Here is a 26,036-nt window from a genome sequence, read left to right as displayed (position 1 = left end):
GCCGGGCCGATGTTTTATTGGTCTACCTCACACCCTAAATTCCGCGTTTCGTGCCCCGTCCGATGCTTGAGTACGGCCTGTATGGCTGGACCCCCGATTACGGCTATTCCTACCTGCACCCGGCCAACCGCCGCTCCTTCGAGTGGGTGGAGCCCATCGATAAAGTCTTCGAGAAGATTGCCGAGGACGAGGACTGGATTACGCTGCGCTACGACGAAAAGCAGTTTCTGGTGCGCCCCGAGCTGTTTCGGCCCGTGCCGCGCCCCCCGTTCGGCTTCGGCGACTTGGTGGAGGCCGTCGAGCTGGAGCCCGGGCAGCCCCGGGTGCGCGGCCTCGTGTCCGACATCATGTGGGACGAGCGGCACTACCGGGCGCGCTACCAAGTGGTAGCCCGCAAAAAGAAAGTGCCCCGCATCTACGAAGCCGACGAGCTGCGGGCGGGGTAGTGAGGGAGTGACGGAGTGAAAGAACGTCATCCTGAGCCTTAGCGAAGGACCTTCCTCATACCCTGCACCAACGCTGAAGCCAATGCGCTGACGTTATTTCAGCAACGATAAAGCGCAGCCACCAACGCCCTGACGTTGGTGGCTGCGCTTTATAGTTCTGGCTGATTAGCGTTTGCGCTTCGTAGGCAGCGGCGGTGCGGGGCTAGAGGAAGGTCCTTCGGCTGCGCCTCAGGATGACGTTCAATCAATCATTCGATCATTCAATCATTGCCACTTACACGCCCACGGCAATGCCGACCAGGATGGCCACCACGGCCAGGGCCAGCAGCAGCAGGTAGAGCGGGAAGACAAACTTCCACCACTGGTCGAAACGCACCCCGCAGGCGGCCACGATGGCCATGAGGGCGCCGTTGGTGGGGGTGATGATTTCGCACAGGCCGGCCCCGTACTGGTAGGCCAGCACCGTTACCTGGCGCGAGAGGCCCAGCAGATCCGACAGCGGGGTGAGAATGGGCATGGTCAGCACGGCCTGGCCGCTCACCGAGGGCACCGGCAGGTGCAGGGCCGTGTGCACGCCCAGCATGCCCAGGGCCGAGGCCGCCACCGGCAGCTCGGCCAGCGGCGCGGAGAGGCCGTTGACGATGGTATCGACAATCTGGCCCTGTTCCAGCACCACGAAGATGGCCCGGGCAAAGCCGATGAGCATGCCCGAAAAGGCAATGTCCTTGAAGCCGGCAATAAAGCCCTCGGCGGTGCCCGTCAGGCCCAGCCCGCCCACCAGGCCGGCGGCCACGCCCAGGGCGAAGAACAGCGCCGCCATCTGGCCGAAGTCCCAGCTCAGCTGCAGCACCCCGTAGGCGAAAACCACGAAGGTGACCAGCAGCAGCAGCAGTACCAGCCCGTGGCGGTGGCCGCCGGCCTGGGCCGAGTGCTCGGCTTCGAGTTGGGCATCATCCACGGCCAGCGGGGCGGTTTCGCGGTGGCGCAGGGCGTAGCGCAGCGTGCCGCCGATCCAGATGAGCAGGGCCAGGGCCAGGAACACCAGCCGGAAGCCCAGGCCCGAGAGCAGCGGCAGGCCGGCCAGCTTCTGGGCAATGCCCACCTGGAAGGGGTTCATCGGGCTGAAGGCCGCGCCCACCGCCGCCGCGCCGATGCTCACGGCGGCGGCCACGATGACCGGGTAGCGCATGCGCCGCATCAGCACCAGCAGCACCGGCACCAGCGGCACGATTTCCTCCTGCATGTTTTCCAGCGCGCCCATGGTGGCAAACAGCAGCGCCACCACCGGGATGACCAGCGCCTCGCGCCCGCTGAGCTTCTCCAGCAGCCAGTCGACGCCGCGGCGCAGCGCCCCGGTGAGGTCGACCACGGTGAAGGCCCCGCCGGCCAGGAACACCAGGAAGATAACGTCGGCCGCGTCCTGCAGGCCGCGCGGAATGGCCGTCAGCGCATCCAGGGGCGAGACGGGCGTGGCCGGTACGCGGTGGTAGGAGCCGGGTACGACGACTTCGCGCTTGGTCACCGCGTCCTCGCGCCGCTCGAAGCGGCCGGCGGGCAGCACGTAGCTCAGGGCCACGGCCAGCAGGATAAATCCAACGAGGAGCACCAGCGGGTGCGGAAAACGAAACGAAGGCATAGGAAGCGGGGTAAACGCAGCGGTAAAGAACGCGAAGGTAGGGCGGAACCCAGCGCGGCTGGCGCCGGTTTAGCCGCCGCGGGCGGCGTAACCGGTGCCTATCATAAAGCAGGTTTTCAACCTGCGTGGGGCGTCCGAACAATTCGGCTCAGCCGGCTCCCAGCGTTTCACGCAGGCTGAAAGCCGGCCTTATTTGGGGGCACCGGTTACGCCGCCTGCGGTGGCTAAACCGGCGCCAGCCTGCTGGTGGTACTTCGCCGAAACCTTCTATCTTGCCCCCGACCGGCCGCGTTGTTGTTACCCGAGTTGCCATGAAATACGCCGTCTTTACCCAGCTTTCGATGGGCCAGCAGGCCGAGGTGCTGCGCTGCGCCGGCCACCACCTGGCCGACCGCGCCGAGCACGGCTGCCGCCTGCAGCTCTGGGCCCTGGCCGATTTTTACGCCGAGGTGTGGCGGCTGGCGGGGGAGGAGCGGGTGCTGTTCATCAACCTTTTCCAGAAGCCCGCCCTGCTGCACAGCTGGCTCGACGCGGTGCAGCTGCCTGAGGAGCTGTAACAGCGAGCCGAAAAGCCGAGCATCGGCGCTGCCAATCGGTGGCGGCCGCGTAGCTTTGGTGGCAGGGGCCGCCGGCAAGCAGCGGCGCTTTCGTTTGTTATGCTCTCTCGCGCAGGCGGCCTGCTGGCTGCCGTTATCCTGTCCGCCGCCGGGCTGCCGGCCGCCACGCCCCTGCCGGCAAGTTTTCAGAAGGGCCTGACCGAAGCCGGCATGGCCTACACCGCGCCGGCCAGCTGGAAGGCGGTACCGGTGCGGCCCAACGGCGACATGAACTACGAGTACGCCCTGAAGCATCCCACGCGCAAGTTTGAGGTGCGCTACGCCATCCGGCCGCTGGCTGGGCTGCTGCGCGAGTACGCGGCGGCCAAGAAGAAGGGTGAGGTGATGGTCGACCCCAACAACTTCCACGAAGGCACCCTGCAGGCCATGCTGCTCAACATTTCGGGCGGGCAGGATGCGCCGGTGCAGGAATTCGACGCCCAGGCCGTGCGCCAGGAATTTGGGGCCGACTGGGGCGCTACCAGCCTGCTGACGCCCAGCCCGAGCTTTGCGCCCGGCTACAAATACTGCATGGTGGTGGCCCTGCACAAGGCCAACCGGGCCGACGCTTACTACTTCTACCTGGCCGCCAACAAAGCCGACCTGGAGCCGGGTATGGAGCCGGCGTTCCATTCCCTGCGCTTCCGCTGAACCGACGGAAATTTCTGCCCGCCGCGCGGCGGGCAACCCGGGGAAGTTGCTATTTTGGCGCTAAAGAATCCGCGCGAAGCAGCGGCCCGGCGGGGCGGCTGACTTCGTTTCGAGGCTGTCCTTTCCGCTTTCTATTTCCCCCGATGAAGTATCTGCTGACCGTGGCCGGCTGCCTGCTGGCCCTGACCTCCCTGCATGCCCAGAGCACAGTCGATAAAGTAGCCGCCCGCACCTGCGACTGTCTGGGCGCCGTGGCCAGCCCCGATTCCCTGCAGCAGCGCCTGCGCCGTTGTGCCCCGCTGGCCATGGGGCAAGTGCTGGAAAGCGGCACGGCGGCCGATAAACAGCTTATATCCACCGTCGACGGGATGCAGAGCACCTACCGGCGCCTGTACCAGCTGCTGCCGGAAATGTGCCCGGCCGTGGCCAAGCTGACGGCCGGGGCTCCGCTCAGTGCCCCGGAGCCGGAGGGCAAGGCCAAGCAGGACAAATACTACCGCCTGTCGGACTCGCGCGAGGCCAACAAGTTCTACCAGGAAGGCAACGCGCTCCGGGAGAAGAAAAACTACAAGGGCGCCATCAAGCAGTACGAGAAGGCCCTGGCCCTGGAGCCGCAGTTTGTGTACGCCCTCGACCACCTGGCCATCAGCCACCGCCAGCTGGGCCACTACGACGAAGCCCGCGCCACCTACGACCGGTCGCTGGCCATTTATCCCGAGGGCGACGTGGCCCTGCTGAACCAGGCCGTGGTGTACTCGCTCCTGAAGGACTGGGACAACGCCCGCAAGTACTACGGCTTGCTGCAGCGGGCCCACCCCGACAACCCCGAGGGCTATTTCGGGCTGGGCAAGCTGGCCCTGCTCAGCGAGGACCACGAGGCGGCCATGACCAACCTGTTCAAGGTGCACCGCCTGTACGTCGATGCCAAATCGGCCTACGTATCCGACAGCCAGCAGCTGCTGGTGATGCTCTACGCGCAGATGCAGAAGACCGGAAAAATCGAGCGTTTTCTGGCCCGGGCCAAGGATTACGGTATTTCGTTCGAGGTGAAAGACTAGGCCGCCGCCGGTTGAGAAGGGCCGCGGCCTAGGGCCGATCTGCCTTGGCGGCCGGCTCTCGGTCGAACCGCTCCAGTACCAGCGGGAAGATGACGATTTCGCCGAACAGGGCGGCGGCTACGCTCACGGCCGTCAGCAGCCCGAACAGCTGCACCGTTTTCAGCGCGCCCAGGCCCATTACGGCGTAGCCGAGGAAGAGCACCACGCTGGTCAGCACGATGGTGGGGCCCACGTGGGTGATGGTGCCCAGGCGCGCCGCGTGCGGCGGCTGGCCGCTGCGCCGCGCCTGCCGGTAGTGGTGAATGTAGTGCACCGTATCGTCGACGCAGAGGCCGAGCACGATGGCGGCAATGCTGGCCGTGGCCGTATCGAGCCGGATGCCCAGCCAGCCCATCAAACCCAGCAGCACCAGCACCGGAAACAGGTTGGGCAGCACCGTGAGCAGGGCCAGGCGCAGGCTGCGCACGTACAGCCACACCAGTGCCGATACCGTCAGGATGGACAGCAGCAGGCTCTCGGTCTGCGAGGTGGTGACGTACTCCACGATGCGGGCGTACAGGGGCTGGTAGCCGGCCGGGCGCACTGTAGCAACCGAACCAAGCGTGCGGCGGGCCAGCCCGAGCAGGGTGTCGGTCTTGGCCGTGAGCTGCCGGGCCGTGAGCATGCGCCCCGACACGGTGATGCGCCCCGTGCCGCTGCCGCGGTGGATAAACTGCCCCGCCAGCTGTGGGTAATCGGTGGCCAGCTGCTGATCCACGGCCCGCAGCAGGCTCTGGCTGCCCAGTGCCGCCCGGCCCCGGCCCGGAAACTGCGCCGCCAGCCCGGCCTCGTAGAGCGAGTGGAAACCGAACACCCGTCCCACGCCCGGCAGCCGGCGGGCCGAGTCGGCGAAGGCGGCGGTGGCCTGCACCAGGGCCGCATCGTGCAACTGGTGGCCGGGACGGGGCTCCACCAGCAGCTCCAGCGGCAGATAGGGGCCCCAGGTGGCTTCGAGGCGCTGGTGGTCCTGCACCACGCGGTGGCCCTGGGGGAAGTAGCCGAGCGTGTAGGTGTCAGATTTCAGCCAAAATAAGCCCGCCGCGGCCAGCAGCACCAGCGCAGCCGACAGGGCCGTGAAGCGTCCTTTGTGCGTCAGGATAGACGAGTAGAAGCGGGCCAGGCCCAGGCTGGCGGCGCGGGTGGCGCGGGGTGCGGGCCGGGTCAGCGGCAGGATGATGGCCCCGAGCACGAAGGTCAGCACGAGGCAGAGGGCAATGCCCAGGGCGGCGAACAAACCGAAGTTGCGCAGAATGGCCATGGGGCTGGTGACCAGGGCCAGGAAGCCGGCCACGGTGGTGAGCATGGTGGCCAGGCAGGGCGAAAACGTGCGCTGCAAGGCCAGCAGGGCGGTTTCGCGGTCTGAGAGGCCGGGCCCGTGCTCGGCCACCAGGTTCCGCTCGTTGATGACGTGCATGGCGTCCATGATGCCAAGCAGGATGAGCACCACCGGCAGCAGCACCGTCATCAGATTCAGGCGGTAGCCCAGGGCGCCGTACGCGCCCAGCGTGAGATACGTCGCCAGGCCCACGATGCCCAGCACGTACAGGAGCAGCCAGGCGTTGCGGTAGAGCAGGGCCAGCACCGTGAACATGAGCAGGTAGCCTAGGCCCAGAAACAGGCCGAAATCGTGCTGAGAAAGGGCGTTGAGCCCGGCGAAGATGACGCCGACCCCGCCCAGGTAGGTTTGCCCGGGCGGCAGGTGCCGGTGCACCGTGCTTTCCACCGCAGCCAGGATTTCCCCGCGCCGGGCGTCGAAATCGGGCAGGCGGCGCAGCACCACCACGAAGCGGGCCGTGCGGAAATCGGGGCTGAACAGCTGCTCCTGCAGCAGCGGGTGCTGCTGCAGGGTGCGGCGCACCTGCGCGGGCGGGGCCGGCAGCAGCGGCCTCGACCCGCTGCCCAGCAGGCCGGCGCGGGTGGGCACGGTGGCGTTGCCCGGGCCGATGACGGCCGCCACCGCGGGCAGGCTTTCCAGCGCCCGGCTCAACTCCTGGAAGCGCTGGAAGTAGTCGGACGTCAGCAGCCCCCGGGCGTCGTGCGTGGCCACGATGATGACCTCGTCGTTGCCGAAGCGCTGCTGGAAATCCTGGTAGGCGCGCAGGGCCGGGTCGTTTTGCAGAAACCAGGCTTCCAGGCTGTTGTCGACCTGCACGGCCCGCTGCACGCCCGGCCAGAGCAGTACCGCCGCCAGCAGCAGCAGGCCCAGCAGCCCAAAGCGCAGGCGGTAGAGAAGCTCAATCATGCGGCAAAGTAGCGCGGTGGCCGCAGCATCCGGCGTAACGGAGTCGGTTTGGACTTGGGCTGGTGGAAAAGCTAAAGTCAGACGCTCCAGCCCGGAACAGAGTACCGCCGCTCAAGGTGCGCACTACACCGGCAGGGCTCAGATGAAATATGCTGAGGCGTAAGCAATTGATTAATAGCGGTGAATCAATTGCGCTTCGCCTGTTCGTTGCGCTGGCCTCATCATCAGTTGGTCAGCACGTGCCAGTAGCAGTAAAAAGTCCGAACCTGCCGCGCATTATGCCCGGATAAGCCCGCTGGCGGGCTAATTTGCCGGCATGAATCTACGAGCCCTGTGGGCCTACTTGCAGGAGCGGTTTCCGCCCGTCAACATGGCCCTGTTTGCCATCCTGTTTCTGACGGTGTACGCCGTGGCCCGCGCCACCCAGCCCAGTGCGGCGGCCGCCTCGTTCGGGCCCAACGAAGCGGTGGGCATCCTGGCCGTCATTTCCTTTTTCTTTCGTCTGCGCGTCTTCGATGAAATCAAGGACTACGCCGCCGACGCGGTGAATTTCCCGCAGCGCGTGCTGCAGTCGGGCCGCGTGACGCTGGGGCAGCTGCAGCGCTTGGCCTGGGCCGGGCTGCTGCTGGAGCTGGGCTGGTCGGGCTGGCAGGGCGGGGCCACGCTGCTGGCCTGGGGGCTGGCCCTGGGCTACAGCCTGGTGATGCGCTACGAGTTTTTTGCCCCCCAGTGGCTGCGGGCGCGGCTGGTGCTCTACGCCCTCACCCACCTGCTCATCATGCCGTTGATTATTGGCTGGGTGTGGTCGGCCTACGCGGCGCGGCCCCTGCTCACGCTGCCGCTGCTGCTGCTCGGGCTGCTGAGTCTGCTCGGCGGCCTGGCCTTCGAAATTGCCCGCAAAATCAAGCCCGCCGCCGAGGAGCGGCCCGGCGTCGACTCTTACTCGCGCACCCTGGGCTACGGCGGGGCCATCGTGGCGGTGCTGCTGGTGCTGCTGGCTGGCACCGCGGTGCAGGGCTACCTGCTACGGCTGCTGGCGGCCCGGCCCTGGCCGTTCGGGCTGATGGCGGCCCTGTTCGCGGCCACGCTGCTGGCCTACGCGCTGAGCTGGCGCCGCCCCCAAGCCAAGACGCTGAAAGTGGCCGAGCTGCTGGTGTCGTTGTTCATGCTCACGAGCTACGTGGCCATCATCGTGGAAATTGCGGCGGCCGCGTAGCTGGCCCAGCCGCCAATTCTTGCCCCGCTGCCATGATTCTCTCTTCCACTACCCGACTGACGCGGCCCTGGTCCGTGGGCGGCAAGGCCCAGGGGCTGCTGCGCCTGCAGGCCGCCGGCGTACGCGTGCCCGATTTCGCCGTTTTGCCCGCCGAGGAGTTTGATTGGCTGCTGACCGCGCTGCCCCTCGACGCGGAAGGGTTACGCCAGCGCCGCCAGCAGCTGGGCAACTACCAGCTGCCGGTGGAGCTGCGCGGGCAGCTGAAGGCTGCCCTGCACCGCTGGGGCTATCCGGGGCAGCCCATGGTGGTGCGCTCCTCCGTCGCCGATGAAGACGGCCGGCACGACGCCTTTGCCGGGCTCATGGACTCGTACCTGAACCTGACCAATCTGGGCAGCATCTGGTGGGCCATTGCCTGCTGCGCCGCCTCCGCCTACTCCGACCGCGCCCTGGCCTACCGCCGGCAGAAGGGCCTGCCGCTGGCGGCCCGCCCGGCCGTCATCGTGCAGCGGCAGGTGACGCCCGTGGCCAGCGGGGTGATGTTCACCAGCTTTCCCGAGTACCCGCAGGAGCTGGCCGTGCACGCCGTCTGGGGCTTCGGCGAAGGGCTGGTAAGCGGGCAGCTGCAGCCCGATGAGTTCTACTTCGCCAAAGCCTCCGGCCGCCTGCACCGCCAGACCATTGCCGCCAAGGAGCAGCAGCTGAGTGCCCGCCCGGCTGGCGGCCTGGAAACGACGGCGGTGCCCGCCGAGCGGCAGGACGCGCCCTGCCTCAGCGAGGCGCAGCTGCAGGAGCTGTTTGCCACCGGGCAGCGGCTGGAGCAGGCGTTCGGCGGGCCCCAGGACGTGGAGTTTGTGGTCGATGCGGCCGGTACGCTGTGGATAGTGCAGGCCCGGCCCGTCACCCAGGCCATTCCGGAGGTCGTCGTGTACGACAACAGCAACATCCAGGAAAGCTACTGCGGGGTGACCACGCCGCTCACCTTCAGCTTTGCCCGCCGCGCCTACGCCACCGTCTACCGCCAGACCATGCACGCGCTGGGCCTGCCAGCGGCGCAGATCCGGGCCCAGGAGTCGGTGGTGACCAACCTGCTGGGACTGGTGCAGGGCCGCATCTACTACAACATCAACAACTGGTACCGCGGCCTGCAGCTGCTGCCCTCGTTCCGCCAGAACAAGGACGATATGGAGCGCATGATGGGCCTGGAAGAGCCGGTCGACTTCGTGCAGACGCGCAAGAAAAGCCTCCCGGCCAAGCTGCGCCTGCTGCCGCGCCTGCTGCTCAACCTGACCCGCCTGCTCACCGCCTTTGCCCGCCTCGATAAGGCCGTGCGCGCCTTTCACGCCCGCTTTGCCCGCCACTACGCGCAGTTTTACGCCCGTCCGCTCAGTGGCCTGAGCCCGGCCGAGCTGCTGGCCGAAAAGCGCTGCCTCGACGCGGAGCTGCTCGGCCAGTGGAGCACGCCCATCGTCAACGACTTCTACGTGATGATGACCAACGGCCGGGCTCTGCGCCAGCTGCGCGCCCTGGGCGCCCCCGAGCCCGAGGAGCTGCTGCGCCGTTACCTGGCCGCCGACCAGGACCTGGCCAGCACCCAGCCCACCCGCCGCCTGCTGGCCCTGGCCGCCGCCGCGCGCCCGCAGGAGCCCTTGCGCCAGCTCATCGTGGCCTTCCCCGACGACTTGCCCGCCCAAATCGAAGCCCGCTACCCGGATTTCGCCCGCGAAGTGGCGCAGTTCATCGACGCCTTCGGCGACCGGACGGTGGGGGAGCTGAAGCTGGAAACGGCCACCATGCGCACCCGCCCGCAGATTTTCTACCAGTACCTGCGCAACTACTTGCTGGGGCCCGCCCCCGCTACCTTCGGCAGCGCCGGCCACGAGGTACTGCGCGGGGCCGAAGCCGAAATAGCCGGTTTGCTGCGCGGCCGCGGCCCGCTCCGGCGCCGCCGGCTGCGGCGCCAGCTCGGGCAGCTTCAGCAGGCCATTGCGCACCGGGAGTCGCTGCGGCTGGAGCGCACCCGGCTGTTTGGCATGTACCGCGGCCTGTACCGGGCCCTGGGGGAGCGGCTGATGGCGGCCGGCCAGCTGGCCGCGGCAGAGGATGTGTTCTACCTGACCGAGGACGAAATCGAAACCGCCGCCGAGGCGCTGCCAGCCGCCAATGCTCCTGGTTTGTCCGCGCCTGGTAGCGTCGGTACTCTGGCTGCGCTGGTGGCTGAGCGGCAGCGGGAGTTTGCCGGCTACGCCCGCCAGCACGTGCCCAGCCGCGTGACGGTGCCCAGCCCGCCGCTGGCCGCCGCGGCCCCCGCCGACGGCGCCCTGCGCGGCACTGGCTGCTACCCCGGGCAGGTCAGCGGCGAAGTCATCGTCGTCACCAGCCCCGACGACGATTTGGCCGTGGCCGGCAAAATCGTTTGCGCCCTGCGCACCGACCCGGGCTGGGCCGCCCTGTTCCCGGTCTGCCGCGGCGTCATCATCGAAAAAGGCTCGTCCCTGTCGCACTCCGTCATTCTGCTGCGCGAGCTGGGCATTCCCACCATCATCAACGTGCCCGACCTCACCCGCCGCCTGCGCAGCGGCCAGCCGGTGCGCATGGACGGCCGCAGCGGCGAAATCGAGGAGCTGCCGGAGCTGGCGCCGGTTTAGCGAGCAAAGCGAGTGTAACCGGTGCCCAAAATAAGACAGGCTTTCAGCCTGCGTCCGGCGCCCGGACGAGCCGGTTTGGGCGCAGCAACGGTCCACGCAGGTTGAAAACCTGCTTTATTTCAAGCACCGGTTACGCAGCCTGCGGCGGCTAAACCGGCGCCAGCCGCTACTACTTTTACACCATGCCCACCCTCAGCCGCATTCCCTACCAGGGCCAGCTGCCCGACTCGTTCTGGACCATTACCGAGCGGGTGTACGCCGACCAGCCCCTGCGCCCCCAGGAAAGCCGCCGCCTGACCGAGCAACTCTTCGCCCAGGAAGCCAGCCGCAACGACATCGTCGTCTACACCGACCACGCCACCCTGCGCCTGGTCGGCATCTTCCCGCACGATTCGGAGGAGGCGTTTTTCGGCTTCTGGGAGGCCCTCGATGATGCCGCGCTGCTGGAGCAGGCCTTCGACGCCCTGGCCGAGGACGCCCGGCAGCGGGGACGGCGCCGCCTGGTCGGGCCGCTGAACTTCAGTACGTTCCACAGCTACCGCCTGCGGCTGCCGCCCGCGCCCGGCTGGGGACAGTTCGACCGGGAGCCCGTCAACCCCGACTACTACCCGGCCCGGCTGGCCGCCCTGGGCCTGGCGCCCGTCAGCACCTTCGAGAGCCGCCGCATCCAGCCCCAGGACGTGCCCGCCGTGTTTACCGAAAAGGATATGCTGCTGCGCGAGCTGGCCCAGATTCCCTTCGACTTCATCCCGCTCAACGAGCAAACCTGGGCCGCGCACGAAACGCAGATTTTCGAGCTGGTGCACGCCATTTTCGGGGCCAACCCCGGCTACCGGCCCGTGCCGCCCGAGCAGTTTAGCCTGCTCTACAACCAGCAGTACGCCGCCCGGCTCTGCCCGCACACCTCCGTGCTGTTCCGCGACCAGGCCAGCGGCGCCCTGGCCGCGCTGAGCTTCTGCCACCCCAACTACAGCGAATTGCAGCTGCCCGCCGACCGCCCGCCGGTGTTCGAGCGGGACTTTCCGCAGCTGCAGCGCAAGCAGCTGTTGGCCAAGACCGTGGGCGTGCACCCCGATTACCGGCAGCGCGGGCTCATGTCGTACCTGGGCGCCTACGGCATGGTGCACTTCCGCGAGCGGTACGAGGACGTCATTTTCTGCCTGATGCGCACCGGCAACCTCTCCCTGCACTTCACCGACGGCCTGCCCGCCGAAACCGCCCACTACGCCCTGTTCGGCCGGGAGCTGTAAGCACGCCGTGGTCCTACGACTTTGGGAGTCGTAGCAACAACATCGTCGAACGAGGATAAGCGCCCCAAAAGCATGTAGGTGGCGGGGCAAGGCAGAGAAAACCCGGATGACGCGGTTCCGCGCAAGTCGGAAACTTGCGGCGTCAGTCAGTCCCCGCCGCGCTCCGACTGACGACAGCGGGTAGCGGGCCGGCGGGCACGGGGCGACAGTGAGTAGGTCTACAGCGCCTTTTGCATGCACACGCTGTTGTCGACGCCGATGTACTGCCCGTAATTCGGGATGAGCTGGTAGCCGCTCTTCTGGTAGAGGCCGATGGCTTCGGGCTGCTTTTTGCCGGTTTCGAGCACGCAGGCGGTGTAGTGTAGCTCGGCGGCCCAGCGTTCCAGCTCGGCCAGCACGGCCCCGGCAATGCCCCGGCCGCGGTACGCAGGCTGCACGAACATGCGCTTGACTTCCACCTGCTCCCCGGCAAAGGGCTTGAAGGCTCCGCAGCCTACGGGAACCTCGTCTAGGTAAGCCACCACCACGTGCCGGATGGCGTCGACCTTGTTGAACTGGGCGTAGAACGCGTGCTCGGCCCCGTCGCGCAGGTGCAAATCCTGGTCGAGCAGGCGCACCAGGGCGCGGAAATCGGCATTGTCGGAATCGGTACGGACGAGGCGCAGCATAGTGAGACAGGAGGGAAGAGGACGGCGCGGTGGCAGCCGCAGCGCTTGGTGAAGCAAGGAACGAGGGCAAAGCTACCGGCTCGTTTGATGCACGGCAATGCTACTTTCGCGGCAATCAATGCCGAAGCTGCATCAATGAACCTGCACCACATCCGCTACTTCCTGCGCCTGGCCGACAAGCTGCACTACTGGCAAACGGCCGACGAGCTGGGCATCACGCAGTCTTCCCTGAGCCGCCACGTGCAGGCCCTGGAGCAGGAGTTGGGCTGCCGCCTGCTCCAGCGCAGCCAGCGCCGCGTGCGCCTGACCGAGGCCGGCCAGCTGCTGCAAGCCGAATGGACGCGCCTGCTCGCCGAGCTGGACGCCGTGCACCGCTACGCCCGCTTGGTCAGTGCGGGCGAAGTCGGCCGCCTGCGCCTGGGGCACGTGGGCTCGGTGGCGCCCCAGTGGCTGCCGCGGCTGCTGACGGCCTTTGCCGCCCGCTGCCCGCAGGTGCAGTTGGAGCTGCTGGAAGTCGGGGCCGCCCAGTCGGAGCAGCTGCTGCTGACTTACCAGCTCGACCTGGGTTTCTGGCGCGAGCCGGCCCAAAACCCCGCGCTGGAATCCACGGCCGTGTTTTCGGAGCCGCTGGTGCTGGTGCTGCCCGCGGCGCATCCAGTCCGTGCCGGTACCTTCACCTCGTTGGCCGCGCTGCGTGAAGAGCGGTTTATCCTGCCTTCCCTGGGGGAGGAGGGCGCCTACGGCCGCGCCCTGCGCCAAATGTTCGAGGGCTATGGCTACGAGCCGCAGCGCACCATTACTTCCGATTTCGGCGCCACGATTCTGAGCCTGGTAGCGGCCGGGCTGGGCGTCTCGGTGCTGCCGGCCTCCTACGCCGGTAGCCCGGTAGCCGGTCTGCGCTTCATCCCGCTGCCCCACCATTCCACGGTGTACCTCACCTGCCGCCGCAACGACCCGTCGGCCGTCGTCGGCAACCTCCGGGCCGAAGCCGCCCGGCTGGCCGCCAGTCCTGCCGTAGGCTAATTCAGCGTTGACCAGCAGATTCCGTTGCTGCTACCCGAGCCGCGTAGTGGCGCCACGTCAATAGCTCCGAAAGAGTAGAAATAAGCCGAGCTCCGTAGGAGCGGCACCCTATCCGCGCGGATAAGGTGCCGCTCCTACGGAGCTCCAAAACGTCCTTGCCGGTCTGCTACTATTGACGTGGCGCCGCTACGCGGCTGGGGCAAGGCCTGATACGGTTGGCAAATTATGCCATCTAGAAGCTCAGGCGTAGGCCGGTTCCGGGCGCAGGGGCTGCAGCTGGGTTAGTGTGTCGAACAGGCTGTCGACCACCCGCGGCAGGAAGGGGTAGGGGCCGACGGTGTGGGCCATCATGTACATGCCGATGCGGTGCAGGCCGAAATCGAGGGCGGCCAGGCCGGCGAGGCGCCGGAAGGCCTCCGCGTCGGCGAAGCGGCCGGTGCGGGCGTGTAGCTGCTGGCGGTAATACTCCAAGTAATGCGGGCGCAGGTGGTAGCGGTCCGCGTCGAGTACGAAGCTGAGCAGCTCCACCACGTCGTAGGGCGGCACGTGGTAGGTGGCCAGCTCCCAGTCGTAGGCGCAGAGCTGCAGTTCGCCGGCGGCGTTGCGGCGGAAGCAGGTGTTGCGCGGGTTCAGGTCGTTGTGGATGAGGGTTTTGGGCGCGGCGGCCAGTTCGGCCCAGTAGGCCGGAATCTGGCGGATGGCCTCGCTCAGCTGGGCTACCCGCTCGGGACCGTAGAGGCCGGGGTGGTGCTGGGCGGCGTTGTCGAGCAGGCCCTGCCAGAGCGGAGTGAGCTGCTGCATGTAGGCTTCGGAGGGCAAATCGGGCCAGGCGGGGAGGCCGGGGGCGCCGGGCTCCACGAGGTGGGCGGCGTGCCACTCCGCCAGCTGGGCCAGGGCGGCGCGCAGGTGCTCGTCGGTCCAGGCCTCGGGCTGCATTACCGAGTTGAGCAGCTCCACTTCCTCCGCGTCGAAGTACTCCATCAGAATGGCGTAGACCTCGTCGGTTTCGTCGTCCTGGTGCAGGCCCCAGATGCGGGGCATCAGCGGGCTCGGGTGGTGAGCGTAGAGGGCCAGCTCGCGGTGGTGAGTGTGCTGAAAGCCGCTGCGGGCCGCAAAGCCGGGGTACACCCGCGCCAGCTCGCCGCCGCAGGCCTGGGCCAGCCCCGCCAGCATGCCCGCCACCTCGTGGCCGGGGGGCTTGAGCTTGAGCACCATCCGCTCGGTGCGGGCCGGCTCCCCGTCGGCCTCGAAGGTGACCTGCAGGCCGAAGTGGCCCACGGGCCGGGCCGTCTGCCCGGCCGTCAGCACGGCCAGAATGCTGGCGGAGTTGTCGACGGGCAGGGGCTCCACGCGCAGCACGCGCAGCTGGCGCTGTGGGGCGTGGGCGCGCATCAGGCTTTCCACGAACAGGCGCGAGCAGAAATAATCGAGGCTAGGCATAAACGGCAGCGGTGGGGTGGGAGGAAGGGGAAACGCTCGGCTGGGGGCGGGCATCGAGCACGCGCACGTCGCGGAAGTAGAAGCAGGCGCCGGGCCCGGCGGGCTGGGCGGCGGCCGTGGTTTCGCCCTGGGCCTGCAGCAGGTTCCAGTACACGGCGCGCAGCGGGGCGGCCTGCGGGCGGCCGAGCAGGGCCTGGCGCACCCGCTCAAACTCGGCCGGACTCACGTACTCGAACATGTTGGAGAGGCTGGCCTTGGTAATGCGCCGGCCAGCTGCCGACAGCAGAAACTCGGCCGCGTCGCCCTGCACCACGGTCAGGCGGGAGAGGCGGCGGCGCAGCTCCGCGAAGTTGCGGGCCTGATAGCAGGGCGGCAGCACGGGCTCGGGCAGGCCCTCGGGGCCGAAAAAGAAGAAGCGGAAAAAGAAATTGTCGCGCACCAGCTCGGCGCCCAGGTGCTGGCGCAGGCGCTGGTAGAAGGCCTGCCCACCCGATTCGGCGGCGTACTTGAACAGGCGCGGGTCGCGGCCCTTGCTCAGGTTGGCCTCGTCGAAGTAGCGCACGAACTGGGCCTCGAAGGCCGTGCCGTGCAGCTGCTCCTCAAACCAGCGCTGCTGCTGCGCTACCGCGTCGAACTCCACCAGGCGGCGCACCCGCTGCTGCAGCTCGGGGCTGAGCGTGGGCAGGAAGCCGAGCAGGTAGCTTTCCAGCTTGCCGGCTGGCAGAATACCGCTGGGGTGACTCTCGAAAAACGGCGCCCAGTAGGCCCGCAGCTCGGTGGGCAGCCCGGGCTCCAATTGCTGCCAGCAGGGCAGCACGGCGGCCGGTCCGTCGAGGCCGAGCAGGGCGCGCAGCACCCGCGGCTCGTGGTGCAGGATGAGGTAGCGCTTGAACTCCAGCAGGTGGTTTTGCACCGGGTTCAGGTCGATGGCCGTGACGCGGCGGGCGCCGAGCAGCAGGGTGTTCAGCGCGTTGCAGCCGGCGGAGCTGATGATGAGGGCTTCGTCGTCGGGGCGGATATCAAGGCTGGCGGCCAGGGTGCGGCTGCTTTCCCACACCAGCGCGTAGCGCAGGCGGTCCAGGTCGACGTTATAGAATTCGGATTGCATCGGGCGAGGCGCTTAGCGCAATTGGGCGTAGAGAATCTTGGAAAGGTGGCGGCTGTCGACAGGTAGATGCTCCCGCCGCCGGATTGGTTGGCACAGCCCCGGCGGAAACTGCGCATCCAGCACTTCGGCTGCGGCTGCCGGGCTGATGTCGCCCTGCACGTACACCGCAAAACCCGGGTCGGTGGGACGGGCGGCGGCGCGCTCCACGCCGGGCAGCTGCTGCAGCACGTGCTCCACCTGATAGTGCATCACGCCGCCCCGGATGGCCTCGTTGCCGAGCCGACCGGTTAGCCACAGGCAGCCCGCGGCGTCGAAATAGCCGAAGTCACCGGTGCGCAGCCACTGGCCGGCGGGGGCGGCTACGTGGGCGCCGCGCACCGTTATTTCGCCCACCACGACGCGCCGGCCGTCGGGCAGCTCAAGGCTGTGGCCGTCGCCCTGCAGCTGGCACTCCAGACCGGCCACCACCGGGCCCACGCAGTAGCCCTGGCGCGGGTCGGCGGGCCGGGCGGCGTCGAAGCGGCGCACGGCAATGGGCTCGGCTTCGGAGGAGCCGTAGATGCCGTACACGGCGGCCTGCGGCAGGCACTCCTGCAGGCCCTGCAGCAGGTTTTCGGGCACCGGGGAGCCGCCCACGCCCACGGCGCGCACGGCGGGCAGCGCGGTGGGGTGCTGGCGCAGGTAGGTCAGCAGGCGGCGGAAGTAGAACACGTTGCCGGTCAGCGTCTCCACGCCCGCGGTGCGCAGCTGCTGCACCACCCGGGCCGGGTCGAAATCGGCCAGCTGGCCCCAGGGCACGTCGGGTAGCACCGTGCGGGCGCCCACCGAGAGGTTGTGCAGCAGAATGTTGGGGAAGAGCGGAAAGTCGCGCTGCCCGGCCCAGGGCGGAAACACCGCTTTCAACACCGCGTGCTGGGCCGACAGCACCGCGTGGCTGCGCCGGATGGCTTTGGCCCGGCCCGTGGAGCCCGAGCTGTGCGACACCAGGGCCGGCAGCTCGGCCGGTACCGCGGGGGCGGATAGCGGCTCGGCGGCGGCCTCGGCGGCCGGGGCGCCCAGCAGGCGCAAACCCAGCAGCCGCGTCAGCCAGCCCAGGCGCCCGGCGGCGGCCAGCGGCACCAGCGCCGCCCGGATGCCGCTGCGCCGCGCCAGCGCCAGCAGGCCGCGGGCGGTGGTGCCGGCCGGCGGCAGCACCGGCACGGCGCCCAGGCTCATCACCGCCAGTAAGCCGCAAATCAGCTCGGCGCCTACCGGCAACGCCAGCAGCACTGGCTGCGCGGCCCGCACGCCCTGGGCCCGCAGCAACTGCTGGTAGGCCCCGATGCGGCCGGCCAGGTCGCGGCCGGTGTAGCGGACTTCAATGCCGCCCGTGCCCGGCCACACCAGCAGCACCTGCTCCGCCTGCTGGCGCAGCGTGTGGTGAATGTGCTGGTAGAAGTTGGGGGTGGTCATGGCGGTAACTGGAGCAAGTCAGTGACCAAAGCTGGCGAATCGGCCGGAGAAATGATAGGCTAATGCTGGGCGGAATCAGACTTTTGAAAATTGCGTGAAATGCTACGGTAGAAGCTAACGGTAGCTGGTGCTGAATAGCGGAATAAAGGCATTGGGTAGCTTTATGGCGCTGTTTTAGCCCCGCCTGGATCATTGTGCGGACTGCTATTGCAGCCTGTTGTCAATGAGTTTATCTGATTTTTGAAACGCCCGGATAAGGCCCCGTCAAAAGCTGAATTCACCCAATTATGTGAGGGCAAAGCGCGCACGCCAGCAGACATCGTTTTTTATGGGGCATTAAACCAAGTGAAGCCGGCGGCCTTTCCTTGCCCCGGGATGCCGCCGTACCGCATTCAGCTAAGCCCGCGCCAGGTTCCGGCCTGCGGCGGGCGGGTAGCGGATTCGGGGTTGGCGCTACACCATCAGCGGCATAATCGGGCGCTTGTCTAATTTTCCCGGATGAAAAACCGCCTGGGCCGACTACTGATTACGGGGCTAGCCGTGTGCGTGCTGGCGCCGGGCTGCCAATCGGATGCTCCGAAACAGGCAGCGGCGTCGGTGCGGCCCAGCACGCCCGCCGAGGCCGGCGTGAGCGTGCTGCAGCAGCTGGAGGCGCTGGGCCCCGAGCTGTGGCCCCTGCTGGAGCGCCGCTACGAGGGGCAGCAGTTCATGCGGTTCTACGTGAACCGGCCGGTAGCTCCTACTCCGGCGGCCCAGGCCGACACACTACGCGCGCTGCTGCGCCAACAGCCCGACGCCGCCAACCTCACGGCCGCGGTGTTTCTGGACTATATGCAAGGCCCCGTAATCCGCTGGACGCCGGCCCCGGAGCTGGAACGGGTGCTGCAGCGGCACCCCGAGTCGGATGTGGCCTGGTACCTGCTGGCCGGGCTGCAAAGCCGCCGGCGCGACCGGGCCGCCGCCCGGGCTTCCGTCGACGAGGCCATCCGCCGCAACGATCAGGTGGGCGCCTACTACTCCCTGCGGGCTGGCTTGCACGACGACAACGCGGCGGCCATCCGCGACTATGAGCGGGCCCTGACCTTATTCAAGGATAAGCGCGGACTGTACCAGGCCCTAGCCCAGATCTATGTCGAGGGCGACCAGCAGGCGCAGTACCTGCGCGCCAAGGACTCGGTTATTGCCGACATGCGGCGGGAAATGGTGGCGGCGCAGCGGCAGGGACAGTCCGGCGTGGCGGATCAGCACTATCTGCAGGAGAGAATGGGGAACGAGCACCTGGAAAAGGCAATATATCTGACGCGGTGGCGCCGAGGGCGCGAGGCCTGCCCCGACTTGCGCCTGGCCAAGCGCTACGGTGTGCCGGAGGCCGACACCATGATAGCGCGCTACTGCCGCTGAAACTGGCGGCCGCCACCATAGCGGCGCCCCTAACAAAGAGGAGCAGTTTAGCCGGCCTGCGGATGGGTAGCCGGCGGAATCAGCACGGCCGTCAAGGCCACCAGGTAGTGCAGCGCGTCGTCGAGGCCGACGGACTCGGCGGGGTACACCGCGCCGTGGCTCATCTGCAGCTCAAACAGCAGCAGGTGCAAATCCAGCTCGCTCATGCCCAGCGCCCGAAACGTGAGCGGGAGCGGGGCAGCGGGCGTGGGCGTCCAAAGGTCGCGGTACAGCAGCTGGCCCAGGGTACGCTCGATGGCGGCGAACATCATGCTCAAAACTCGAAGATGAAGCCGATGGTGGGCGTAATCAGCGCGTCGTCGTCCTGCAGCAGCACCGGAATAGCGTTGGAGCCGTCGGGCTGCACGGGCTGGCCGTCGGTGCTGGCGAAGCCGGAGTTGTCGGGCAGGCGCTGGAAGGTGTAGCTGGGCTGGCTGGGGTTGACGATGAGCAGCGCGTTTTGCAGGTCGATGAACAGGTCGAGCGTGGTGCGGCGCCAGTTGATTTTCTTGTCGAGGCGGAAATCCAGCTGCTGGAAATTGCCCAGGCGTAGGGTGTTCAGGCGCGCGTAGTCGAGCACGCCGCGGCCGGTGGCCAGGTAGCTGGCCTGCGACGCGGCCTCGTCGAAGGGCGTGTAGGGCGAGCCGCCGGCAAAGCGGTATTTCAGCCCCACTTCCCAGCCCCGGCCGAACTTGTAGCCGAACAGGGCCGAAGCCAGAAAGCGCGAATCCCAGGCCGAAGGCACGTACTGCCCGCTCCGGCCGCTGAACTCCGAGCGGAAGGCCGTCAGCGACGTCACGGCGAAGATGCGCCGGGTGAGCTTCTGCTGGAAGAAAAACTCCACCCCGAAGGCCCGGCCCCGGCCCGTGCTGCTCACCGCCTCGTTGCCCAGGGCGGTGAAGTCGCCGCCGAGGTTGGCCAGGGAAATACCGTCGCGCACCGACACCGGGTAGTTGCTATAGCGCTTGTAGAAGCCTTCGAGCGTAAAGCGCGTGGCCGGGCCGGGCAGCCACTCCAGGCCGGCCACGTAGTGGTCGGAGCGGATGTAGCGGCTCGACTTATTGACCGGGTTGCCGGCCTCGTCGCGGAAGCCCAGGATGGTGCTGGGCGGAATCTTGTAGTAGCGGCCCACCGAGGCGTTCAGGTTCCACTTGTCGGCCAGGGCGTAGGAGGCCGAAAGGCGCGGCGACAGGGTGCGCAGCAGGTTGTGGCCGTCGTCGGTGAAGGTGTTGCCGTCGGTGCGCAGGCCGGCGGAGAGGGTCAGCTGGTCGTCGGGCAGCAGGGTGCGGGTGGCCTGCCCGAACAGGCCGTAGCGCAGGAAGCTCAGGTCGGTCTGGAAGCTGACGTCCACGTCGGGCGAGACGACGTTGCCCCCGGCGTCGCGCACTTCGCGGCGCAGGCGGGCGAAGTAGCGGCTGTCGTAGCCGATGAGCTGGGCCGAGCCGCCGTAGGCCCACTGCCACCGGCCGCGGGCCTTGTTCACGTCCACGCGCAGCTTGTTCTCGGTTTCGCCCGAGCGGGTCAGCAGCACGCGCCTGGTTTCGTCGCCGGTCTGCCCGTCCTGAAACTGGTCGAGGCGGTTATCGAGCTGGGTGCGGCTCAGGGCCACGTTCAGGTAGCCGTCGGGGAGCAGCTGGCGCAGGGAGGCGCCCACGGTGTAGTTCCACTGGTCGACGCTGGGGTTGGAGCGCAGCACGTACTCCTTGTCGGGCGAAGACTCGCGCGGCACGGCCAGCCGGAACTTGTCGATGGCCCCGATGCCCAGGGTGGTAATGGTGGTCTTGGGCGAGAGTTTGGTGGTGGTCTTGAACTGGAAGTCCCAATAGTTGGGCCGGATGGGCAGGTCAATCAGCCGGAACAGGTACTGCAAATAGGAGCGCCGCGCCGAGGCCAGGAAGGTGGTTTTCGGGGCCAGCGGGCCTTCCAGGGTGCCGGCCACTTCGGTGCCGCTCAGGCGCACGTTGCCCTGCAGGCGGTCGGGGTTGCCGTCGCGCTGCCGGAATTGGAACACCGACGACAAGGTGTTGTCGTAGCGCGCCTCGAAGGCCGAAGTGCTCAAGGTCACGTCCTCGATAAACGACACATTCAGAATGCCCGTGGGCCCGCCAGCCGAGCCCTGGGTCTGGAAGTGGTTGATGACGGGCACCTCGATGCCGTCGAGGTAAAACACGTTTTCGTTGGGCGCCCCGCCACGGATGATGATGTCGTTGCGGAAGCCGGCCGTGCCGCCGGTGCCGCCCCCGCCCACGCCGGGCAAGGTCTGCACCACCTTCGAGATGTCGAAGTTGCCGCCGGGGTTGGAGCGGATTTCCTCGGTACTCAGCCGCTGCACCGACAGCGGCGTTTCGGCCGTGGCCACGCGGATGGCCCGGTTGGCCACCACCTGCACCTCGCCGAGCTGCTGGGCCGCGGGGCTCAGCTCCAGGTTCAGCACGTTGGCGTTGCCGCTGGTCACCACCACGTTGGCCCGCAGCAGCGCGTCGTAGCCCACGAAGGAGGCGCGCAGGTTGTAGCTGCCGGTGGGCACGCCCGTGAGGCGGTAGCGGCCCTGCTCGTCGGTTACGGTGCCCACATTCGCCCCTTCCACCACCACCGACACGCCCGGCAGCAGCTCTTGGGTGCGCCGGTCGCGCACCGTGCCCGTGACGATGCCAGTGGTCTGGGCCAGGGCCACGGAGCTGCTCAGCGCCGCCGCGAGGATGGTGGCCGGGCGCAGATAGGGTAGAAGCTGGCGCATATAGGATGTTATTAGACGGTTTGGTGGCGCAATGTTAGCGCATTTAGTCTAAAAACGTTCTATATCAGAATATGTTTTAAATGTTTTTGTACCTTTCGTAATGCAAACCAGCGGCTCCCAGCCGCCGGGTAGCCGATAGTGTTCGTATGGATTACAGCCTCGTCAAACAGCTGGTAGAGCTGGCGGAAGAATTTCACCGGGACGCGTCCCCGGCGGCCGATTCGGCTGCGGAGCTGGCCGCGTTCAGCCGCTGGCTGCAGGCCCGCACCGGCACCGCCGACGCGCCCCAGCGCCAGACGGTGGAGCGGGAGCCCAGCCACCCGATGGAAACGGCCGCCTCGGTTATCGGCAAGTTCGTCACCTTCATGTACCGCTACCTGCGCACCTACTCGCGCCTGGCCTTGCTCAATACCCCGCTCATCACCTACGACGACTTTTCCTACCTGGCGGCAGTGTACGGCCGCGGGCCGCTGAGCAAGAGTGAGCTGATAACGCGCAACATCCACGAAAAGCCCACCGGCTCCGAAATCATCCGGCGGCTGCTGGCGGCCGGCCTCATCCAGGAAGCCCCCCACGCCACCGACCGCCGCCGCAAGCTGCTGAGCCTGACGCCGGCCGGCCAGCAGGTGCTGTTCGAGGCCTTTGCCAACATGAGCCAGGTGGCCGCCATGGCCGCCGGCAACCTCACCGCCGCCGAGCAGGAGCAGCTGGCCTACCTGCTCACCAAGCTCGACGCCTTCCACTTCCCCGTCTTCGCCGCCGCGCGCCCCGCCAGCCTGGAGGAAATGCGCCAGAAGTATTTCCCCCACGTGCCCGCCGACTGGCGCCCGGAATAAAAGCAAACGGCCCGCCGGTACGAAACCAGCGGACCATTAGCGTGTAGCGCGGGCTTCAGCCCGCGTCCATCAGATAGTAACTTTAGTTGTCTGCGCTTGGGTGGTTCCGCCGACATCGTTCAGGCGGACGCGGGCTCAAGCCCGCGCTACTACCGCAGGCCACTCCCGAACCGGCCGCCGAAAAAGTCGCCCTTGTTCCAGAGGGGACGCTGGGCGGCGTTGGCCACCTGGTAGCCGATGAGGAAGTTCAGCTGCACGTACTTCACGCCCGCGTCGAAGTCGAACAGGCCGTTGATGTCGTCCTGGGGCTTGTGGTAGGTGTCGGCGCGCCACTTCTGCACCAGCTCACTGAGGTTGTTTTTCCCGTCGGCGGTTTTGTTGCCGTACTTGATGTGCAGGGCCGGAATGCCCTGCATCACGAAGCTGTACTGGTCGGAGCGGATAAAGCGGTTCTGCTCCGGCTCCGGGTCGTTTTCGACGGCAATATCGAGGTAGGCGGCGGCGCGCTTCACCGGCTGCTCCAGCGTGGAGTGCTGCGCCCCCAGCGCCACCACCGACAGCAGCGGGGCAATGATGGTGGGCATATCGGTGTTCACGTCGGCCACAATCTTGCTCTTGGGCACCGTCGGATTGGCCGCGAAGTAGGCCGAGCCGAGCAGGCCCAGCTCCTCGCCGGTCTGCAGCACAAACAGAATGGAGCGTTTGGGCCGCTCCTTGTCCTTGAGCTGGGAGTAGAGCCGGGCAATTTCCAGCACCGAGGCCACGCCCGAGGCGTTGTCGTGGGCGCCGTTGTAGATGGAGTCGCCCTTCACGGCCGCGGCCACGCCGAGGTGGTCGAGGTGGGCCGAGTGCACCACGTACTCCTGCCGCAGCTGGGCGTCGGCGCCGGGGAGCTTGCCCACCACGTTGTACGAGTCGAAGTCCTTGTAAGTGCTGCCGAAGTCAACCTTGGCTACGGTGCGCAGCGGCAGCGAAGCCGGCTTGCCGCTGCGCAGCGCCGGCAGCACCCGCGCGGTATCCGACTGCGCCGCCAGCAGCAGCCGCTGCAGCGTGGCCGCCGTGGCGGCGCCCACCACGCCCAGCCCCGCGCCCGGCAGGTAGCTGCGCGAGGCGGCCACCTTTCCCTTGGGATTGAGCACGCTGTAGGCCCCGCGCTTGAGGTTGGGCAGCGGCGCCTTGGGGTTGGGGCTGACCACCAGCACGCCCGCGGCCTGGTGCCGGGCGGCGTTCTGCATAATCATCAGCAAATCCTGGCTGGCGGCAGCTACGGTTGAGGGGAAGCCCTTGGGCGCCCCGCGCACCACCACCACCAGCTTGCCGTTGGCGTCGAGGCCCTGGTAGTCGTCGTATTTCAGCTCGGGCGCGGTGATGCCGTAGCCGGCAAACACCACGGGCGTTTCCTGAAACACGCGCGGCTGCTCGGGGTTGGGGTAGTACACGTAATCCTCGCCGGCGCGCAGGGGCGTGGGCACTTTCTTGTCTTCGATGAGGGCCAGCAGCGGCTCGGGCTGCACCGTGGCGCGGCGCAGGCGCACCGTCTGCACGTAGCTGCCCTTGTCGCCGGCCGGCTGCACCCCGAACTTTTTCAGCTGCTGGGTTACGTAAGCCACGGCCATCTGGTAGCCGGGCGTACCGGGCTGCCGGCCCTGCAGCTTGTCGTCGGCCAGGTACTCGATGTGGGCCTTGATGTCGGTGGGCTTCACCTTTTTGAGGGCCGCCGCCACGGGCTTGTCGACGGAAAGGGACTGGGCCGCGGCGGCCAGCGGCAGGCAGAGGCTGGCCAGGGCCAGGCAGGAACGGAAAGTCAGCATAGGCAAAGCGGGGAAAGGACAAACATACGGCCCCGGGGCGGCTGGGGTGGCGTTTGCGGTGCCGGCGGCTATTTTGGCGGCCAGATTACTCCCTGATTTTCGTTGCTATGTCGCCCGAAGAATACAAATGGCAGGTCGAGTGGGTGCAAAGCCAGTACCCGGCGCTAAAGCTGACCTTTGCGCAAGCCGAGGCGGTGTTTCAGTTCGAGCAGGAAAGGGACTTTGACTCCGCCGACGACTTCTCGCACTGGGAAAAGCTGGACTTTGAGTACGACACGTTTCAGCGCATCCTCACCCCCGAACAGCTGCGCCGCTACCAGGCCCTGCACGAGGCCAACGTGCAAGCCTGGCTGCAGCAGCTGGCCCAGTTTGATGCCGCCGCGGCCGAAAACATCCCGGAGCGGCAACGGCACCTGGCTTACTGCCGCGACGAGCTGATTCCGGCCTTGTACCGGGAGCCGCTGCTGTTGCCGTTTGGCTCACTAAACGAACCGGCCAAGCAAGCCTTCGTCGTGGCCGAATACGAGCGTTTTCTGCGCGCCGGGAAGAAACGCGCGCTGATTGAGCACTACCGGCAGCACCGGCAATTCGCGCCGCGGATTCTGCAGGAGCAGCTGCTGCACTTCGAGCTGCTGGCCCTGATGCCGGACTACGCGGAGTTCATCGAAGCCGCCGACGCCCCGACGCGGGCCGTGGTGCAGTTTCTGTTCGAGGAGCTGCGCAGCGACATCGGCTACCGCTACGACGATATTCTGAGCCGCTACGAGGACGCCCTGGTAGCGCGCAGCCGGACCGAGTTTGAAGCGCAGCACGGCATACTGCCCGAGCAGGTTCAGGGCTACGTCATCCACACGAAGTACAGCCGCGACGACCACCTGAACCAATGGACGCTGGCCCTGCTCTGGCTGGGCCGCCACCCGGCGGATTACCTGCGGCTGCGCTGGCCGGAGGTTTACGGGAAATAACATGCGGGCCAGTCTAAACCTAGGGCCTGAGGACTGCGCCGCTACCGAAGTTGGCTACTTCTTCCCCGGCCGCTCCACGGCCACCAGCTCGTGCTGCACCTGCATGATCTGCAGATCCAGCTGGGTGAGGTCGAAGGGCTCGGCGGCGTAGTTCTTGGGCTGATCCAGCTGCGGCAGCTCGGCTTCGATATCGGTTTCGTAGTTGTTCTGGCGCAGCCGCAGGCTGTTGCCGTGCACTTCCTCCACCTTCAGCAGGGTGTAGTAGCCCGGCGCCTCGGAGCGGATGTGGTACAGGTCGCCCACGTGGGGGTGGTGCAGCAGGGTTTCGCTGCGGTAGTGCTGCCACACGCCCCCGCCCCAGATGCCCAGCGCCACCAGGCCCGCCAGCAGCGCCCCGGCCGAATGCCAGAGCGGTTCCTTGGCCCGGGGCGCCAGGGCGGCCAGCGTCGGCTGCAGCGGTGCGGGCAGCTCCGGGGCCCGGAACTCGCGCCGGCAGGCGAGGCACTGGCCCGCGGCGGTTTTGCCCACGGCTACCAGTGGCAGCCCAAAGGCGTGCACGTAGCGCCCGAGTACGCTCAAGTGCAGCGCGGCTGGTGCGCCACAGGCCTCGCAGCGGGTAGCAGCCGCGGCCGAGAGCAAACGGGACGAACGGTGACCAAACAGTTTCATGGCAGGCAAGGCAAAGAGGCCGGGCAGCTGGCGCCGCAAGTTTGCTTGCAAAATAGCAAGAATCAGCTGACTGATTCCAACGCATTCGGTGGCTAGGCCCCAGGG

At 67.4% G+C, this 26,036-nt stretch carries 21 protein-coding genes; 11 read left to right on the top strand and 10 right to left on the bottom strand.

Annotation, left to right across the window (positions count from 1 at the left end; all coding sequences use genetic code 11):
* Positions 1-50: 50 nt before the first annotated feature.
* A complete protein-coding gene (locus EJV47_RS18360) occupies positions 51-446 on the top strand; it encodes a DUF6960 family protein (protein WP_126694640.1) in 396 nt (131 codons plus the stop codon).
* A gap of 274 nt (positions 447-720) precedes the next feature.
* Here EJV47_RS18360 and EJV47_RS18355 read toward each other — a convergent pair whose 3' ends face one another.
* On the bottom strand, positions 721-2,082 hold the full coding sequence (locus EJV47_RS18355; protein ID WP_126694639.1) for a YfcC family protein: 1,362 nt from the start codon (positions 2,080-2,082) through the stop codon (positions 721-723).
* 311 nt (positions 2,083-2,393) lie between these two features.
* On the opposite strand from EJV47_RS18355, the gene EJV47_RS18350 reads away from it, so the two are divergent.
* The 3 genes from EJV47_RS18350 (at position 2,394) to EJV47_RS18340 (ending at position 4,387) form a co-directional block, all read left to right on the top strand.
* A complete protein-coding gene (locus tag EJV47_RS18350; protein WP_126694638.1) occupies positions 2,394-2,639 on the top strand; it encodes a hypothetical protein in 246 nt (81 codons plus the stop codon).
* Positions 2,640-2,738: 99 nt separating this feature from the next.
* The gene (locus EJV47_RS18345) at positions 2,739-3,329 is read left to right on the top strand and encodes a hypothetical protein (RefSeq protein WP_126694637.1); all 591 of its coding nucleotides are present in this window, start codon (positions 2,739-2,741) and stop codon (positions 3,327-3,329) included.
* Between the two features lie 143 nt (positions 3,330-3,472).
* Positions 3,473-4,387, top strand: coding sequence for a tetratricopeptide repeat protein (locus tag EJV47_RS18340; protein WP_126694636.1), 915 nt, complete (start codon positions 3,473-3,475; stop codon positions 4,385-4,387).
* A 28-nt stretch (positions 4,388-4,415) separates the two neighbouring features.
* Here the strand turns inward: EJV47_RS18340 and EJV47_RS18335 are convergent, their stop codons facing one another.
* Positions 4,416-6,668, bottom strand: coding sequence for an efflux RND transporter permease subunit (locus tag EJV47_RS18335; RefSeq protein WP_126694635.1), 2,253 nt, complete (start codon positions 6,666-6,668; stop codon positions 4,416-4,418).
* Positions 6,669-6,984: 316 nt separating this feature from the next.
* Here EJV47_RS18335 and EJV47_RS18330 point away from each other — a divergent pair, with 316 nt between their 5' ends.
* The 3 genes from EJV47_RS18330 to EJV47_RS18320 all read left to right on the top strand — a co-directional run bounded on the left by EJV47_RS18330 (position 6,985) and on the right by EJV47_RS18320 (position 11,782).
* Positions 6,985-7,884, top strand: coding sequence for a UbiA prenyltransferase family protein (locus EJV47_RS18330; RefSeq protein WP_126694634.1), 900 nt, complete (start codon positions 6,985-6,987; stop codon positions 7,882-7,884).
* Positions 7,885-7,916: 32 nt separating this feature from the next.
* Positions 7,917-10,532: a PEP/pyruvate-binding domain-containing protein gene (locus tag EJV47_RS18325; RefSeq protein WP_126694633.1), complete on the top strand. Its 2,616-nt coding sequence runs from the start codon at positions 7,917-7,919 to the stop codon at positions 10,530-10,532.
* A 182-nt stretch (positions 10,533-10,714) separates the two neighbouring features.
* Positions 10,715-11,782: a hypothetical protein gene (locus tag EJV47_RS18320; protein ID WP_126694632.1), complete on the top strand. Its 1,068-nt coding sequence runs from the start codon at positions 10,715-10,717 to the stop codon at positions 11,780-11,782.
* A 218-nt stretch (positions 11,783-12,000) separates the two neighbouring features.
* Here EJV47_RS18320 and EJV47_RS18315 read toward each other — a convergent pair whose 3' ends face one another.
* Positions 12,001-12,450 (bottom strand): GNAT family N-acetyltransferase, encoded by a 450-nt coding sequence (locus EJV47_RS18315; protein ID WP_126694631.1) that lies wholly within the window; start codon positions 12,448-12,450, stop codon positions 12,001-12,003.
* A gap of 135 nt (positions 12,451-12,585) precedes the next feature.
* Here EJV47_RS18315 and EJV47_RS18310 point away from each other — a divergent pair, with 135 nt between their 5' ends.
* Positions 12,586-13,473, top strand: coding sequence for a LysR family transcriptional regulator (locus EJV47_RS18310; protein ID WP_165903821.1), 888 nt, complete (start codon positions 12,586-12,588; stop codon positions 13,471-13,473).
* Positions 13,474-13,713: 240 nt separating this feature from the next.
* Here EJV47_RS18310 and EJV47_RS18305 read toward each other — a convergent pair whose 3' ends face one another.
* The 3 genes from EJV47_RS18305 to EJV47_RS18295 are packed head-to-tail and all read right to left on the bottom strand — an operon-like array spanning position 13,714 to position 17,473.
* Entirely contained in the window at positions 13,714-14,913 is a 1,200-nt protein-coding gene (locus EJV47_RS18305; protein WP_165903820.1) for an aminoglycoside phosphotransferase family protein, read from the bottom strand.
* Complete coding sequence (locus EJV47_RS18300) at positions 14,906-16,021, bottom strand: DUF3419 family protein (RefSeq protein ID WP_126694628.1); 1,116 nt, start codon at positions 16,019-16,021, stop codon at positions 14,906-14,908. Before EJV47_RS18300 ends, EJV47_RS18305 begins: the two co-directional genes overlap by 8 nt.
* Positions 16,022-16,033: 12 nt before the next feature.
* Positions 16,034-17,473, bottom strand: coding sequence for an AMP-binding protein (locus EJV47_RS18295; protein WP_126694627.1), 1,440 nt, complete (start codon positions 17,471-17,473; stop codon positions 16,034-16,036).
* A 498-nt stretch (positions 17,474-17,971) separates the two neighbouring features.
* Between EJV47_RS18295 and EJV47_RS18290 the strand changes: the two genes are divergently transcribed.
* Positions 17,972-18,874, top strand: a complete 903-nt coding sequence (locus EJV47_RS18290) for a hypothetical protein (protein WP_126694626.1) — start codon at positions 17,972-17,974, stop codon at positions 18,872-18,874.
* A gap of 47 nt (positions 18,875-18,921) precedes the next feature.
* Here EJV47_RS18290 and EJV47_RS18285 read toward each other — a convergent pair whose 3' ends face one another.
* The gene (locus EJV47_RS18285) at positions 18,922-19,185 is read right to left on the bottom strand and encodes a hypothetical protein (RefSeq protein WP_126694625.1); all 264 of its coding nucleotides are present in this window, start codon (positions 19,183-19,185) and stop codon (positions 18,922-18,924) included.
* Between the two features lie 2 nt (positions 19,186-19,187).
* Positions 19,188-21,650 carry a TonB-dependent receptor gene (locus EJV47_RS18280; protein ID WP_126694624.1) on the bottom strand — a complete coding sequence of 821 codons (2,463 nt, stop codon included), beginning with the start codon at positions 21,648-21,650 and terminating at the stop codon, positions 19,188-19,190.
* Positions 21,651-21,796: 146 nt separating this feature from the next.
* Here EJV47_RS18280 and EJV47_RS18275 point away from each other — a divergent pair, with 146 nt between their 5' ends.
* Positions 21,797-22,486, top strand: a complete 690-nt coding sequence (locus EJV47_RS18275) for a MarR family winged helix-turn-helix transcriptional regulator (RefSeq protein WP_126694623.1) — start codon at positions 21,797-21,799, stop codon at positions 22,484-22,486.
* Positions 22,487-22,635: 149 nt separating this feature from the next.
* Here the strand turns inward: EJV47_RS18275 and EJV47_RS18270 are convergent, their stop codons facing one another.
* Positions 22,636-24,297: a M28 family peptidase gene (locus EJV47_RS18270; protein ID WP_126694622.1), complete on the bottom strand. Its 1,662-nt coding sequence runs from the start codon at positions 24,295-24,297 to the stop codon at positions 22,636-22,638.
* 107 nt (positions 24,298-24,404) lie between these two features.
* Here EJV47_RS18270 and EJV47_RS18265 point away from each other — a divergent pair, with 107 nt between their 5' ends.
* Positions 24,405-25,262, top strand: a complete 858-nt coding sequence (locus tag EJV47_RS18265) for a hypothetical protein (protein WP_126694621.1) — start codon at positions 24,405-24,407, stop codon at positions 25,260-25,262.
* A 54-nt stretch (positions 25,263-25,316) separates the two neighbouring features.
* On the opposite strand, the gene EJV47_RS18260 is transcribed toward EJV47_RS18265, so the two are convergent.
* Positions 25,317-25,931, bottom strand: coding sequence for a hypothetical protein (locus EJV47_RS18260; RefSeq protein ID WP_126694620.1), 615 nt, complete (start codon positions 25,929-25,931; stop codon positions 25,317-25,319).
* Between the last annotated feature and the right edge of the window lie 105 nt (positions 25,932-26,036).

Source organism: Hymenobacter gummosus (assembly GCF_003970915.1).
Taxonomy (GTDB): domain Bacteria; phylum Bacteroidota; class Bacteroidia; order Cytophagales; family Hymenobacteraceae; genus Solirubrum; species Solirubrum gummosum.
This window is presented reverse-complemented; position numbering and strand designations above follow the sequence as displayed.